Genomic DNA, 12612 nt, shown 5'->3' with positions numbered 1-12612 from the left:
GAGTTCCGCATGAACAAGCTCGATGCCAGTGCACGTGGCGTCTACCTGATCACCGTCACGCCGTTCACCGACGATGGCGCACTCGACCTGCAAAGCACCGACCGCATGGTCGACTTCTACCTCGAAGCCGGCGTCACCGGGCTGACGGTGCTCGGCATCATGGGCGAAGCGACCAAACTGACCGCCGACGAATCGCAGGTCTTCGTCAAGCGGGTGCTCGACCGCGTTGGCGGCAAGGTACCGGTCGTCGTCGGCGCATCGGCGCCGGGTTTTGCCCCGATGCGCGAGCTGACCGCGAAGGTGATGGACATCGGCGCCGCCGGCGTGATGGTGGCGCCGGCACACACGCTGCGCAGCGACGAGCAGATCGTCGGCTACTTCGAGATGGTCGGCGAAACCCTCGGCGCCGATGTGCCGTGGGTGCTGCAGGATCATCCGGTCTCGACCGGCGTCGCGATGTCGACGTCGGTGATCAAGCGAATCATCGAGAAGGTACCGAGCTGCGTGATGCTGAAGCATGAGGACTGCCCCGGCCTTGCCAAGCTGTCGGCACTGCGCAGCGCCAGCGACCGCGGTGAACTGCGCCGCGTCTCGATCCTGACCGGCAACGGCGGCGGGCTGTTCCTGCCGGAGGAACTCGGCCGCGGAGCGGACGGCGCGATGACCGGCTTCGCCTACCCGGAGATGATGGTCGAGGTCTGCCGGGCCTATTCGAACGTCGACGTCGAACGCGCACACGATATCTTCGACGCCTATCTGCCGCTGGCGCGTTACGAACAGCAGCCCGGAATCGGCCTCGCGGTGCGCAAGCAGATTCTTGCCGACCGCGGCGTGATTGCGTCGAGTGCGGTGCGCAAGCCGGGCCCGAAACTGTCGGCCGCCGACAAGGCCGACATCCAGCGGCTGACCGAACGGCAGAACCGTCGGCTGGCCGCAATCAATTGACAGCAACAGGGCGAACACGATGGCAACCAGCAACGACTACAGCGGCGTCGACCTGACGATCGCGCCCGAGGCACGCGCCGTCCTCGAGAAGGTGACGACCGCCACCTTGACGACGATCCTGCTGAAGAAGGGCCTGCGCAATGTCTGGCTGCGCGGCACCAGGCCGCTGCGCGCCGGGCAGCCGCGGCTGGTCGGCCGCGCCTTCACGCTGCGCTTCGTGCCGGCGCGCGAGGATCTGGCAACGCCCGAATCGTGGTCGTCGCCGATCTCGACGCGTGCGGCGATCGAGGCGATGCCCGAAGGCTGCATCGCCGTCGTCGATGCGATGGGTGTTGCCGATGCCGGCATCTTCGGCGACATCCTGTGCGCGCGGATGGCCAAGCGCGGTGTCGCCGGGCTCGTCACCGACGGCGTCGTGCGCGACCTCGCCGGCGTGCTCGGCAGCGGGCTGCCGGTCTGGTGCAGCGGCGCGGCCGCGCCGCCGTCGGTCGCCGGCCTGACCTTCGTCGCCTGGCAGCAGCCGATAGCCTGCGGCGGCGTGGCGGTCTTTCCGGGCGACGTGATCGTCGTCGACGATGACGGCGCGGTGCTGATCCCGGCCAACCTGCTCGACGAGGTGCTGGTGGCCGCGCCGGAGCAGGAGCGGCTCGAGGCCTGGATCATGGGCGAGGTCGAACAAGGCGCGTCGCTGCCCGGCCTGTACCCGCCGAATGCCGACAACAAGGCGCGCTACGAGGCATCGAAGAAAAACACGCGATGAATCCTGCGCCTGCGGGCGCTGCGGCCGGACCGGCTGCCGGCGCACAGTTGTCGATCGCGGCATTTGCCACGCTGCTGCTGATCGCATTGATGATGGGCGCAAACCATGTCGCCGCCCGCCTCGCGTTCAACCACGGTGTCGATGTCGCGACCGCGGTGACCTTTCGCAGCGCGGTCACCGCACTGGTCGTCGGTCTGATTCTCATCGTCAACCGCGTGCCGGTCCGGCTGACCGGGCGGCACAAGCGTGCGTTGCCGGCAATCGGCCTGCTGATCGGGATCCAGAGCCTGTGCCTTTATTCGGCGGTCGCCCGGCTGCCGGTCGCACTCGCGCTGCTCGCCTTCAACACCTACCCGCTGTGGACCGCGCTGTGGGCACGCGTCGTCTACCAGCACAAGCCGGAACGCCGCGTCGTGCTCGCGATGCCGGTGATGCTGATCGGGCTCGCGCTTGCGCTCGACGTCTTCGCTGCGGCATCGGGCCTCAGCGCCGCCGAACACTGGCGCGAGATCGGCATTGGCGTCGCCTTTGCGCTGGTTGCCGCGGCGACCTTCGGCCTGGCATTGGTCTGGACCCAGCACGAGGCCGGTGACCTCGACGGCCGGCTGCGCACCGCCAGCACGATGGGCATCGTCGGCGTGATGGCGCTGGCCGGCGTCGCGACGCAAGGCGGTTTCCACTTTCCAACCGCCCCCATCGGCTGGGTCGGCCTCGCGGCGCTGACCTTCCTCTACGGCACCGCGTTCACGATCATGTTCACGGTGCTGCCGAAACTCGGCGTCGTCGGCAATACCGCGATCATGAACATCGAGCCGATCTTCGCGCTGGCGCTCGCCTGGGCCATCCTCGGCCAGACGATCGCAGCGATCCAGGTTGCAGGCGGGCTGCTCGTCGTAGCGACGGTGATGTTTCTCGGTCTGAGGAAGCGCTGACGATCGACAGGTCTTGCGTTGCCAGGTCGCGCAGGCCGTGGACCACCTGCACGTGGTTCAACACCGCCGAAGCGCTCACCCTCGCCGGCCTGCGCGGCCGCGTGGTGGTGCTGCACGCCTTCCAGATGCTGTGCCCGGGGCGCGTGCAGGACGGGCTGCCGCAGGCGCAGCGCATCCAACGGTCGTTCGCTGGCTCGGACGTCGTGGTGGTCGGCCTGCACACCGTGTTTGGAACATCATGCCGCGATGACGCCAGTCTCGCTGCAGGCCTTCCTGCATGAATACCGGATCGGGTTTCCGGTCGGCGTCGATGCGCCGAGGGGCGATCCGCTTCAGCCGATACCCGCGACGATGCTGGCCTGCGCGATGCAGGGAACGCCCAGCCTGCTGCTGATCGACCGCAACGGCCAGCTGCGGCTGCATGCCTTCGGCGCAGTGGATGATCTGCAACTCGGTGCCGCGATCGCCACACTGTGCGCGGAGGGCGGCTGAATCGAATCCGTGCGCGGCCGTCTCAGGGCCCCGGTGTCAGTGTCGTCATGCACACCGCGTCGGGCACCAGCCGCTGATCGGATCTGATCGGCGGCCAGCACCGACCCATTGCCCTGTCAGCTTGACGATGCGGCGCCGCTCGACTTGTTCAACTGCACCGGTGCCAGGGCCCGCGCCGCCGCGCTGCGGTTGACCAGCCAGCACAGCGACAACATCACCGGCACTTCGACCAGTACGCCCACCACCGTCGCCAGCGCCGCGCCCGAGTTCAGGCCGAACAGCGAGATCGCGACTGCCACCGCGAGCTCGAAGAAGTTGGAGGTACCGATCAGGCAGGCCGGTCCGGCGACATCGTGCGGCAGCTTCAGCAGCCTGGCACCTGCCCAGGCGATCGCAAAGATGCCATAACTCTGCAGCACCAGCGGCACCGCAATCATCGCGATGACCAGCGGCTGCGCGACCAGCGTGCCGGCCTGGAAACCGAACAGCAGCACCACGGTGGCGATCAGCCCGAGCACCGACCAGGGTTTCAGCCTGGCGACGAAATCGGCCACCGCGCGCGGCGAGCGTGCGGCCAGCGCCCGCCGGGTCGCCATGCCGGCCAGCAGCGGCAGCACCACATAAAGCACGGTCGACAGCACCAGCGTCTGCCATGGCACGCTGATGTTGGTGACGCCGAGCAGGAAGGCGGCGATCGGCGCAAAGGCAAACACCATGATCAGGTCGTTCACCGACACCTGCACCAGCGTGTAATTGGCATCGCCCTTCACCAGCTGGCTCCAGACGAAAACCATCGCGGTGCATGGCGCAACGCCGAGCAGGATCATGCCGGCGATATATTCGCGCGCCGACGCCGGATCCACCCACGGCGCGAACACATGCTCGAAGAACAGAACGCCGAGCAGCGCCATCGTGAACGGCTTGATCAGCCAGTTCACGACCAGCGTCATGACCAGACCGCGGGGCCGGCGGCCGACGTTTTTCACCGCCGACCAGTCGACCTGGATCATCATCGGGTAGATCATCACCCAGATGAACGCGGCCACCACCAGGTTGACGTGCGCAACTTCGACCGCGGCGATGGCCTGGAATGCACCCGGCATCACCAGCCCGAGGCCGACGCCGGCGAGCATCCCGAGGCCCACCCAGACGGTCAGAAAACGTTCGAACAAACCCATCGGTCCGGCCCTCAGTTGCCGCCGCTGAAATCGACGGCAAGACGCCTGACGAGATCGACGACCTGCAGACGGATGCCGATGGAATTCATGGCGTTTGTCATATCAGCAGGCGGTGCGGCGCCTGGCGCCGCTGAGCGCACGTTGCCGGCCCTGGCAACAGTGGTCGGTGAGGTAAGCGAGCAGCGCGTTCATGTTCTCGAGCGCCGGGCGGTAATGCAGATTGCGGCCGTCGCGCTCGGTGCTGACAAGGCCGGCATGCACCAACTCCTTCAAGTGAAAAGACAGTGTCGAGTTCGGGATGTCGAGCATGGCCGCCAACGCACCCGGCGTCATGCCCTCGGGGCCGGCGCCAACCAGCGCCCGAAAGACACGCAGACGTGCCTGCTGGGCCAGTGCAGCCAGTGCGGTGACGGCGGCTTGTTCATTCATGTTTCCAACATTATAGAAAAATGAACCCGCATCAAGGTCGACCCGGTGCGGAGCCATCGCACTGCAGTCGCGCGAGGGACGACGAAGGTGAATTCGCAAATCGACTGGCGTACCGTATTCAGATGACCGCTGGTGGGGGTCGTGCTGCCATGCTGCGCGTGCTGCGTATTGATCCGATGTGGATGACCGGTATCAACCGCCGCCGACGACGCTCTCGAGCCTGAACCGACATGTGCGACTTCCAATGGGCCGCCACAGTCATTCGACAGCCGCAGCCTCGTCCTCGATGTGCCGGTCAGGCTCCGTGGCGCAAAGGATTTCGTTCAGGACGGAAGTGGCGTAACTGCCGGCGCGCAAAGAGAAGCTGAGCTCCAGTTGATCGGCTTGCGGCCATTGCCACGACATTTCCACCGGGCTCGCCACCAGGGAACGGCGCTCCTGGTCCAGACCGGCGTGTTCCATGCCGTCGCACAGGGCGGCGTGCCGTTCGGCCACGCCGTTTTCCAGGGCCTGCGCCTGGTCGGTGGTGAGCACGCGGCCCCGGCCCCAGAGCGGCCCGGTGGGTCGGCCAGCCTCGTCCAACACGTCACCGGACAGGGTCTTGCCCCAGAGCCCCTGCCGAATCCGCAGCGCCAGCACTTCATTGAAGACGAAGGAGCGCACCGCCGACAGGTAGATGCCCTTTTTCCTCGGGTTGCGCACGCGGATTTCGCGCGCCAGCATGGCGCGGCCCTGCTCGACGTTGCCGCCATCAAAGCCGAAACGCTGGGCACCGAAGTAGTTCGGCACGCCATGCGTTGCAACGGCCTGGAGATTGGCCTCGATGGCGCCACGGTCGCCGGTCACGTCACGCAGCACGATGCGGAACCGGTTGCCCAGCAGATCACCGCGGCGCAGCTTCTTCACGTGCCGGCCCTGCCCCAGCACCTTGAGTTCCGGGTGCTGCAACTGGGTCAGGTCGGGCGTGTCGCCCTTCGGCAGATAGATGCTGAACCATTGACGGGTGATCGCGTAGCGGTCCTTCAGGCCGGCATAGCCCACGTCCCTTTCCTGCACGCCGGCGGCCTCGGCCAGCTGCTGGGCAACGAACGCGGTGTTGGCGCCGTTCTTTTCGATGTCCAGCCAGAGGTGTTCGCCTTCACCGCAGGGCAGCTGCAGCGGGAGTTCAGTCACGATGAAATCCTCGTTGAGGAGTTTCAGCGTGGCGCTGGCGCCGCTGGCCGGACAAGCGGTGGGCCATTGCGGCGATGTCGTGTATCGAGTGTCGGTCATGCTTGGTTTGACGGCATCCGGCCGGCCGTCGTGATCAGCCGCCGGCTGCACGAAGCCAGGCGGTGAGGCCTGTGATGGTCACGAAGGAGAGCACCGTCGACAGCAGGATGGCGCTGGCTACCCGATCGACGTTGCCACCATTTCGCTCCACCAGGATGAATGCCGTGCCGGCCGCCGGAAGTGCCGCTGTCGCGGTAGCCACGGCCAGCGTTTCGCGATCCAGCTGCAGGATCCATGCACCGACAACCCACATCAGCAGCGGGTGCACCAGCAGCTTCACGGCGATCAGCCACCAACTCACGACATCGGCGCGCACCGGGCCCGGCCGGTACACGAAGACGCCGATGGCGAACAAGGCAACCGGTCCGGCCGATGAAGCGAGCAATCGCAGGAACTCGTCGATCGGACCGGGAATCTTCACTTGCAGCAATGACAGTGCCAGTCCGATCACGATGGCAATGAACAGAGGGTTGCGGGCCACTGTCTTCAATCCCGCGGCGAGTGCACCGAGACTGCCGGTGGCGTTCTGGCGCGAGGCGACCAGCAGGGCAACCGGCATCAGCACAAGGAGATCCATGATGCCGGCTGCGATCATGGTGGCGATCGCCCGCTCGCCGAACAGCGCCGGCATCAGTCCAAAGCCCATGTAGCCCCAATTGGGCCAGGCGGCGGCAAGGCCCCCGTAGGCACTGTCGATCCAGCTGCTGCGTGCGAAGGTTCGCAGCAGCGTCACAGCCAGCGCATAGGCGGCCAGCCCGCAAGCGGCATAGCCGAGCGCGACGCGTGGATCGACGACCGTCTCGACCGGCGTCTGCGCCACGAAGCGAAGCAGCATTGCCGGCAGCGCGAACCAGAGCACGAACCCGTTCAGCGGGGCCACCGAATCGGCTGGAAGCCGGCGCGTGCGAGCCGCGATCCAGCCGGCCAGAACGAGTGCGAAGAAGGGTATGGAAGTGAGTGCGATGCCGAGCATGGGCGCAATGATTCCACACCGCTCGACCAGCTGCGCGCCGCGTATGACGGAAGTGTCGCGACGACGGCGCGAGACCGGGCATGCGCCAGCGCGTGCGGGCGGCAATGCTGAGCAGTGATATTCGGACGGGTCACTGGCACACATCGCGCAGCCAACGCCGCCTTGCCGCCCCGGGACATCTGCGCCAGCGCGACCACCAAGAGTGGCTACGGAACCGAAATATCGCTCTCGCCTGCGCGAACACCGTAGATAATCCGCCCCTGGCCGCAGTTTGTCGGCCTTTTTTTTCGCCCTCACGGAGCAAACCATGCAAAACGATCAGGGTCTGGCGGCGGTGCTGCGCCAGCACGAAGGCAGGGTTCTGCAGGATTGGACGGGGGCCTTGCAGGAGGTGCGCCGCCATGGCAGCCCGGGCGGCGTCGACCGCGACACGCATGCCCAGGCGCGCGGCTTTCTTGCGGCATTTGCCGAGGCGATCCGTTGCTCCAGCGACGAGGATCTGGCTGGCGCCGAATGGGACGACGTCAGAGCCACGCTCGCCGAACTGTCGCGCGACCGCGCAATGGCCGGCTTCAGCCCGAGCGAGACGGCCACCTTCGTGTTCTCGCTGAAGAAGCCCCTGTTCGCCGCATTGCGGGAGGCCCTGGCCGATGACCCGAAGCGGCTCAGCGACGAGCTTTGGACGGTTTCGATCATGCTGGACAAGCTCGGGTTGTTCTGCATCGAGGCCTACACGAAGGGCCGTGAAGAGGTGATCGAGCGGCAGCACCAGGAACTGCTGGACCTGTCGACACCGGTGGTCGAACTCTGGGAAGGCATCCTGGCCCTGCCGCTGATCGGCACGCTGGACAGCGAACGCACGCAGATCGTGATGGAGAGTCTGCTCAATGCCATCGTCGCCAAGGAGGCGACCGTGGCGATCCTGGACATCACGGGCGTGCCCACGGTCGATACCCTGGTCGCCCAGCACTTGATGAAAACAGTCGCGGCCGCCAGGCTGATGGGTGCCGAGTGCATCATCAGTGGCATCCGCCCGCAGATCGCGCAGACGATCGTCCACCTCGGCGTCAGCCTCGATGGCGTCATCACCAAGGCCACATTGGCCGGTGCGCTGCAGACGGCGCTGCGCAAGACCGGCCAGAGCGTGCAGCGCGCCGTGCCGGCGAAGGTCGGCAGCTAGAGACCGCGCCCGGTGGATCACATCCCGATACTCAAGGTCGACAGCTTCCTGCTCGTCACGATCCAGGTCGAGCTGCACGACGACCTGGCCATCAGGTTGCAGGACGACCTGACGCAGAAGCTGCTGACAACCAGCTCGCACGGCGTGCTGATCGACATCTCCGCGGTGGAGATCGTTGATTCCTACATCGGCCGCATGTTGTCGCAGATCTCGGCAATGGTGGGCATCATGGATGCGACCATGGTGCTGGTGGGAATGCGGCCTGCGGTGGCGATCACGCTGGTCGAACTCGGCATGACGATTCCCCGGGTGCGAACGGCACTCAATGTCGACAAGGGGCTGGCCCTGCTCCGGGAGTCGCTGGATGATCGAAGAGGCGCTGGCGCCGCACCGTGACTGGCGCCGTCGTGATCGAGATCCGCACGTCTGAACAGGTCAGCAGCGCACGCCGGGTAGTGCAGGCGCGTGCGGCAGCGATCGGCCTGTCGACGCTGGAGACCACCAAGTTCGTGACGGCGGTGAGCGAACTGGCGCGCAATTTGCTGGTCCATGGCGGCGGCGGCAGCATGACGATGCGCGACATCGACCGCGACGGCAGGCCTGGCCTGCAGCTCGATTTCGAGGACCAGGGGCCGGGCATCGCCGACGTGCAGCAGGCATTGCGCGACGGATTCAGTACCGCCAACAGCCTCGGTCTGGGGCTGGGCGGGGCGCAGCGCCTGGTTCAACATTTCGAGATCGTCTCCAGCCTGCCCGGTGCAGGCACCCATGTGCGGATCGCGCAATGGAAACGACGGTAACGGTCGACCATCCCAGCCGCGTGGCCGAGGTGCGCCGCGCCGTGGCGATGCTTGGCCAGACGATGGGGCTGACGCCTGAGCTGATCGCACAAGCCTCTCTGGTCGCCTCGGAGTTGTGCACCAACATCCTCAAGTACGCGGAACGTGGCCAGATCATGATCCGCACGCTGGCGGCCGATGGCATGGCACATGGGCTCGACATCGTTGCGCTGGACCGCGGCCCCGGCATCGACAACTTCGACGCTGCGCTGAAGGACGGCTTCACGACAGGCGGCAGCCTGGGCATTGGTTTGGGAACCATGCGCCGTGCCGCCGCGCTGTTCGACGTCTACACCGCGCCCGGCCTGGGCACCGCCGTGATGGTGCGCATGCACGAAAAAAGAGCCGTCGTGCCGGCGGATGAAGGGTTTGCCGTAGCGAGCCTGATGACGCCGATACGCGGCGAGATCGTCTCGGGCGACAACTGGTCCTGCCTGCGCTTCGGACAATCGCTGGCGGTCGCGGTGGTCGACGGTCTCGGCCACGGCCCGAAGGCTGCCGAAGCAGCGCATGCTGCCATCGATTCATTCCATCGCGGCGTGCGTGATGCCGGGCCGGCGCAGACCATCGACCTGGCCCACCAGGCCCTGAAGACAACGCGGGGCGCGGTGATGGCGGTGGCCTGCATCGACGCGCAGGCCCAGACCTTGCGATTTGCTGGACTCGGCAACATCGCCGCGGTGGTGTTTACCGCCGGTGAATCGGTACGCCTCGGTTCCACGGACGGCACAGTCGGTTATGGCTCGCGCAGGGCGCGCGAGTCCACGGCGGACTGGAGCCCGCGTTCGACGTTGATCATGAACACCGACGGCCTGAGCTCGCGCTGGACCCTGACCCGGCATCCCGGTTTGCTGGCCTGCCATCCGCTGCTGATCGCGGCCGTGCTGCACCGGGATTTCGCACGCAACACCGACGACGCCACCGTGGTCGTCATCAAGGCGCTTTGATGCAGGCTGTCGTCTTGACCGTGAAGATCCAGAGCGACCAGAGTCTGGTCGCGCTGCGCCACCGCTGCCGCCAGGTCAGCGAGCAGTTCGGGCTGGAAAGCCTGCAGCGCACGCGCCTGACGACGGCGGTGTCGGAGATCGGCCGCAATGCGTTGCAGTACGCCGGTGGTGCGACGGTGAGCTTCCAGATCGGTGATTCGTCAACACACCCGGGCGCGCAAAGCCTGCTGATCCGGGTCGCCGACCAGGGCCCGGGCGTGCCAGCCTCGATCTGGGCCGATGGCCAGATCAATGCCGGACACCGCGCCGGCGGCCTTCATGGCAGCTACCGCCTGGTCGACGCCTTTGCGATCGAGGTCCGGCCCGGTGCGGGTTCGACCGTCTCGATGGAGATGCTGCTGCCGCGCAGCGCGCCAAGGCTCGCGGCCGCCGACATCGGCCAGCGTGTCGACGAACTGTTGCGCCGCCAGCCGCAGAACCCGCGAGAGGAACTGGAGCAGCAGAATCGCGACATGCTGCACGCGCTCGACGAGCTCCGACAGCGCAAGAACGACCTCGAACTCGCCGACCAGCGCAAGAACGAATTTGTCGCGATGCTGGCGCACGAGCTGCGCAATCCGTTGGCGGCGATCTCGATGAGCGTCGAGGTCATGCGGCGCAAGAAGGACCTGACGATGGTCGAGGTCGAGAAATACCGTGACACCATCGGGCGGCAGGCGACGCAGCTGACCAAGCTCGTCAACGACCTGATGGATGTGTCGCGGGTCTCACGCGGCAAGGTCGATCTTGAACGCACGGTGGTGGGGGTCGGGACGCTGGTATCAGAAGCCATCGAGATGACCCGCTCGTTTGTCGATGCCAAGCAACACCGGCTGGTGCTGCCGGCAGTTGACGACAACGCCTGGGTCGACGTCGACGTGGTGCGCATGAAGCAGGTGATCAGCAACCTGGTGCACAACGCCGCGCGCTATACGCCGAACGGCGGCCTGATCGAGGTCGGCATCGCTGCCGCCGGCGCATCGGTTCACATCAGCGTCAAGGACAACGGCATCGGCATCGATGCCCAGATGCTGCCGAAGATTTTCGAGCTGTTCATCCAGGCACCAAACAGCCTGGCTCGCGAGGATGTCGGCCTCGGCATCGGCCTGACCATCGTCCAGCGACTGGCCGCCGACCATGGCGGCACGGTCAGCGCGCACAGCGCCGGTGCAGGCCGTGGCAGCAAATTCATCGTCAGCCTCCCGACTGTTGCGCCGCCGTCGGCCGCTGCGACAGTGCCGGCAGCGCCTGCCCTGGCAACGGAGAGCACGGCCCCGCAACGGCGGCTGCTGCTGATGGACGACAACGCCGACGCCCTGCAGGCGTTGGCGGAGCTGTGTCGGCTGCACGGCTACGCCTGCACCATCGCTTCGAATGGGCCGGCGGGCCTGGCAGCGGCCCTCGCAGAGCGGCCCGAAGTCGCCATCGTCGACATCGGCCTGCCGGGGCTCGACGGCTTTGCCGTGGCCGAGGCGCTGCGCCGGCAGTTTGGCACCGACATCACGCTGATCGCCATCAGCGGCTACTCCGCTGCGGAAACACGGCTGCGTGCGACGCACGCAGGCTTCGACAGCTTGATGGTCAAGCCCGTTGACATGCCCGTGTTGCTGAAACAGCTGCAAGACATGCAGATTGGCGCTGACAGCTCCTGTTGACGTCAGCGCTGATGGCCGCCGTCCGGAGCTGGCACGGTGGAATGGCGGCAGTGTGCGTGCGATGTCGGGCGTCGCATCGGTCCGGTGGAGACACGCTGCCGCGCCGCCTGCCGCAGCCGGCGGGTGTCAGTTGGCGCTCTGTTTCGGTGTCTGCGCTGCAGGTATCGACGGGCCATAGATCCACTCGCGCTGGTCGTAACGGTCCCAACGGCTGTCGGGCCGTTCGCGGGTCTCGAAATTGAAATCGATGTCGTTCCAGCAGTTGACCTTGGACGTCAGGTTGTCGAGCACCAGCGTGCCCAGGCTTGTTTCAGCGAGCAGTACCGTATGCGAGAAATACCGGCTGCGGTGGTGGATGATGGCGAGCGTCAACGCGCCACGAGGCAGGCCGCTTTCCACCAGACGGCGTCGCTTCTCCAGCGCGATGTCCTCACAATCGCCCCAGCCACCGTCGGGATAGCTCCAGACTTCCTCTCGGCCCAGGTTCTCGATGTCGGTGATGAAACGGATCTCTGCATTCACCTGGTTGTTGATCCGCTCCAGCACATGTTGCAGAACCGGAGTCCAGTTCAACCGGGGCGCTCCACCCAACTCGCACTCACCCAGATTCGCTCGGCAGAAAACCCGGTATGCAGTCGGTGCGCGATCAATGCTTTCGACCGCCAAATCGAGCGACTTGCAGATACCCCGTTCAACCGGCTCGTCTGCCGCGGCGGACACGCAGGGGTCAGCAAGAAGGGCCGCTGCCAGGAGCCCTCCTCTGACAGGGAAGCTGCGCTTGATTCTGGTCACCGCTTCAGTCACTGTCATGCGAATCCACGCCTTTGCCCAGTGGGACATGACCCATCGTGCCGGCGACCAACCAGACGCGGTTGATCCAGATCATTGATGCATGAATCGCAGACCGGGGCGTCGCGCTGGCAGTCGCTGCACGGCTGCCGAGCCGCCGGCGCCTGGTCGGCGTGGCCGGT

14 protein-coding genes are annotated in these 12612 nt (G+C 66.2%); 9 read left to right on the top strand and 5 right to left on the bottom strand.

What is annotated here, in order from left to right; all coding sequences use genetic code 11:
- Nucleotides 1-9: 9 nt before the first annotated feature.
- The 4 genes from ACNH6H_RS21495 to ACNH6H_RS21480 all read left to right on the top strand — a co-directional run bounded on the left by ACNH6H_RS21495 (nt 10) and on the right by ACNH6H_RS21480 (nt 3129).
- Nucleotides 10-945, top strand: a complete 936-nt coding sequence (locus ACNH6H_RS21495) for a dihydrodipicolinate synthase family protein (RefSeq protein ID WP_418320325.1) — start codon at nt 10-12, stop codon at nt 943-945.
- Between the two features lie 19 nt (nt 946-964).
- Nucleotides 965-1705: a ribonuclease activity regulator RraA gene (locus tag ACNH6H_RS21490; protein ID WP_418320324.1), complete on the top strand. Its 741-nt coding sequence runs from the start codon at nt 965-967 to the stop codon at nt 1703-1705.
- The gene (locus ACNH6H_RS21485; RefSeq protein ID WP_418320323.1) at nt 1702-2637 is read left to right on the top strand and encodes an EamA family transporter; all 936 of its coding nucleotides are present in this window, start codon (nt 1702-1704) and stop codon (nt 2635-2637) included. Before ACNH6H_RS21490 ends, ACNH6H_RS21485 begins: the two co-directional genes overlap by 4 nt.
- A 246-nt stretch (nt 2638-2883) precedes the next feature.
- Complete coding sequence (locus tag ACNH6H_RS21480) at nt 2884-3129, top strand: TlpA family protein disulfide reductase (protein WP_418320322.1); 246 nt, start codon at nt 2884-2886, stop codon at nt 3127-3129.
- Nucleotides 3130-3245: 116 nt separating this feature from the next.
- Here ACNH6H_RS21480 and arsB read toward each other — a convergent pair whose 3' ends face one another.
- The 4 genes from arsB to ACNH6H_RS21460 form a co-directional block, all read right to left on the bottom strand.
- On the bottom strand, nt 3246-4307 hold the full coding sequence (gene arsB / locus ACNH6H_RS21475; RefSeq protein WP_418320321.1) for an ACR3 family arsenite efflux transporter: 1062 nt from the start codon (nt 4305-4307) through the stop codon (nt 3246-3248).
- Nucleotides 4308-4409: 102 nt separating this feature from the next.
- Nucleotides 4410-4736 carry an ArsR/SmtB family transcription factor gene (locus ACNH6H_RS21470; RefSeq protein ID WP_418321443.1) on the bottom strand — a complete coding sequence of 109 codons (327 nt, stop codon included), beginning with the start codon at nt 4734-4736 and terminating at the stop codon, nt 4410-4412.
- A 258-nt stretch (nt 4737-4994) separates the two neighbouring features.
- The gene (gene truD, locus ACNH6H_RS21465) at nt 4995-6008 is read right to left on the bottom strand and encodes a tRNA pseudouridine(13) synthase TruD (protein WP_418320320.1); all 1014 of its coding nucleotides are present in this window, start codon (nt 6006-6008) and stop codon (nt 4995-4997) included.
- Between the two features lie 34 nt (nt 6009-6042).
- Nucleotides 6043-6981 (bottom strand): AEC family transporter, encoded by a 939-nt coding sequence (locus ACNH6H_RS21460; RefSeq protein WP_418320319.1) that lies wholly within the window; start codon nt 6979-6981, stop codon nt 6043-6045.
- 271 nt (nt 6982-7252) lie between these two features.
- Here ACNH6H_RS21460 and ACNH6H_RS21455 point away from each other — a divergent pair, with 271 nt between their 5' ends.
- Genes ACNH6H_RS21455 through ACNH6H_RS21435 form a run of 5 tightly spaced genes read left to right on the top strand, consistent with a single transcriptional unit; the run spans nt 7253 to nt 11641 of the window.
- Nucleotides 7253-8161, top strand: a complete 909-nt coding sequence (locus ACNH6H_RS21455) for an STAS domain-containing protein (RefSeq protein ID WP_418320318.1) — start codon at nt 7253-7255, stop codon at nt 8159-8161.
- Between the two features lie 12 nt (nt 8162-8173).
- A complete protein-coding gene (locus tag ACNH6H_RS21450; protein WP_418320317.1) occupies nt 8174-8557 on the top strand; it encodes an STAS domain-containing protein in 384 nt (127 codons plus the stop codon).
- Nucleotides 8554-8961 carry an anti-sigma regulatory factor gene (locus tag ACNH6H_RS21445; protein WP_418320316.1) on the top strand — a complete coding sequence of 136 codons (408 nt, stop codon included), beginning with the start codon at nt 8554-8556 and terminating at the stop codon, nt 8959-8961. The genes ACNH6H_RS21450 and ACNH6H_RS21445 overlap by 4 nt, the downstream gene beginning before the upstream one ends.
- On the top strand, nt 8946-9947 hold the full coding sequence (locus ACNH6H_RS21440) for a SpoIIE family protein phosphatase (protein WP_418320315.1): 1002 nt from the start codon (nt 8946-8948) through the stop codon (nt 9945-9947). The genes ACNH6H_RS21445 and ACNH6H_RS21440 overlap by 16 nt, the downstream gene beginning before the upstream one ends.
- Complete coding sequence (locus ACNH6H_RS21435) at nt 9947-11641, top strand: ATP-binding protein (RefSeq protein ID WP_418320314.1); 1695 nt, start codon at nt 9947-9949, stop codon at nt 11639-11641. The genes ACNH6H_RS21440 and ACNH6H_RS21435 overlap by 1 nt, the downstream gene beginning before the upstream one ends.
- 126 nt (nt 11642-11767) lie before the next feature.
- On the opposite strand, the gene ACNH6H_RS21430 is transcribed toward ACNH6H_RS21435, so the two are convergent.
- A complete protein-coding gene (locus tag ACNH6H_RS21430; protein WP_418320313.1) occupies nt 11768-12451 on the bottom strand; it encodes a transglutaminase-like cysteine peptidase in 684 nt (227 codons plus the stop codon).
- Between the last annotated feature and the right edge of the window lie 161 nt (nt 12452-12612).

The organism is Pseudideonella sakaiensis, from assembly GCF_048320135.1.
Taxonomy (GTDB): Bacteria; Pseudomonadota; Gammaproteobacteria; order Burkholderiales; family Burkholderiaceae_C; genus Ideonella_A; species Ideonella_A sakaiensis_A.
This window is presented reverse-complemented; position numbering and strand designations above follow the sequence as displayed.

Bases quoted from the DNA above. Each gene is read 5' to 3' on its own strand.
- ACNH6H_RS21495 (WP_418320325.1), top strand. From the start codon at position 10: ATGAACAAGCTCGATGCCAGTGCACGTGGCGTCTACCTGATCACCGTC.
- ACNH6H_RS21490 (WP_418320324.1), top strand. From the start codon at position 965: ATGGCAACCAGCAACGACTACAGCGGCGTCGACCTGACGATCGCGCCC.
- ACNH6H_RS21485 (WP_418320323.1), top strand. From the start codon at position 1,702: ATGAATCCTGCGCCTGCGGGCGCTGCGGCCGGACCGGCTGCCGGCGCA.
- ACNH6H_RS21480 (WP_418320322.1), top strand. From the start codon at position 2,884: ATGACGCCAGTCTCGCTGCAGGCCTTCCTGCATGAATACCGGATCGGG.
- arsB (WP_418320321.1), bottom strand. From the start codon at position 4,307: ATGGGTTTGTTCGAACGTTTTCTGACCGTCTGGGTGGGCCTCGGGATG.
- ACNH6H_RS21470 (WP_418321443.1), bottom strand. From the start codon at position 4,736: ATGAATGAACAAGCCGCCGTCACCGCACTGGCTGCACTGGCCCAGCAG.
- truD (WP_418320320.1), bottom strand. From the start codon at position 6,008: ATGACCGACACTCGATACACGACATCGCCGCAATGGCCCACCGCTTGT.
- ACNH6H_RS21460 (WP_418320319.1), bottom strand. From the start codon at position 6,981: ATGCTCGGCATCGCACTCACTTCCATACCCTTCTTCGCACTCGTTCTG.
- ACNH6H_RS21440 (WP_418320315.1), top strand. From the start codon at position 8,946: ATGGAAACGACGGTAACGGTCGACCATCCCAGCCGCGTGGCCGAGGTG.
- ACNH6H_RS21435 (WP_418320314.1), top strand. From the start codon at position 9,947: ATGCAGGCTGTCGTCTTGACCGTGAAGATCCAGAGCGACCAGAGTCTG.
- ACNH6H_RS21430 (WP_418320313.1), bottom strand. From the start codon at position 12,451: ATGACAGTGACTGAAGCGGTGACCAGAATCAAGCGCAGCTTCCCTGTC.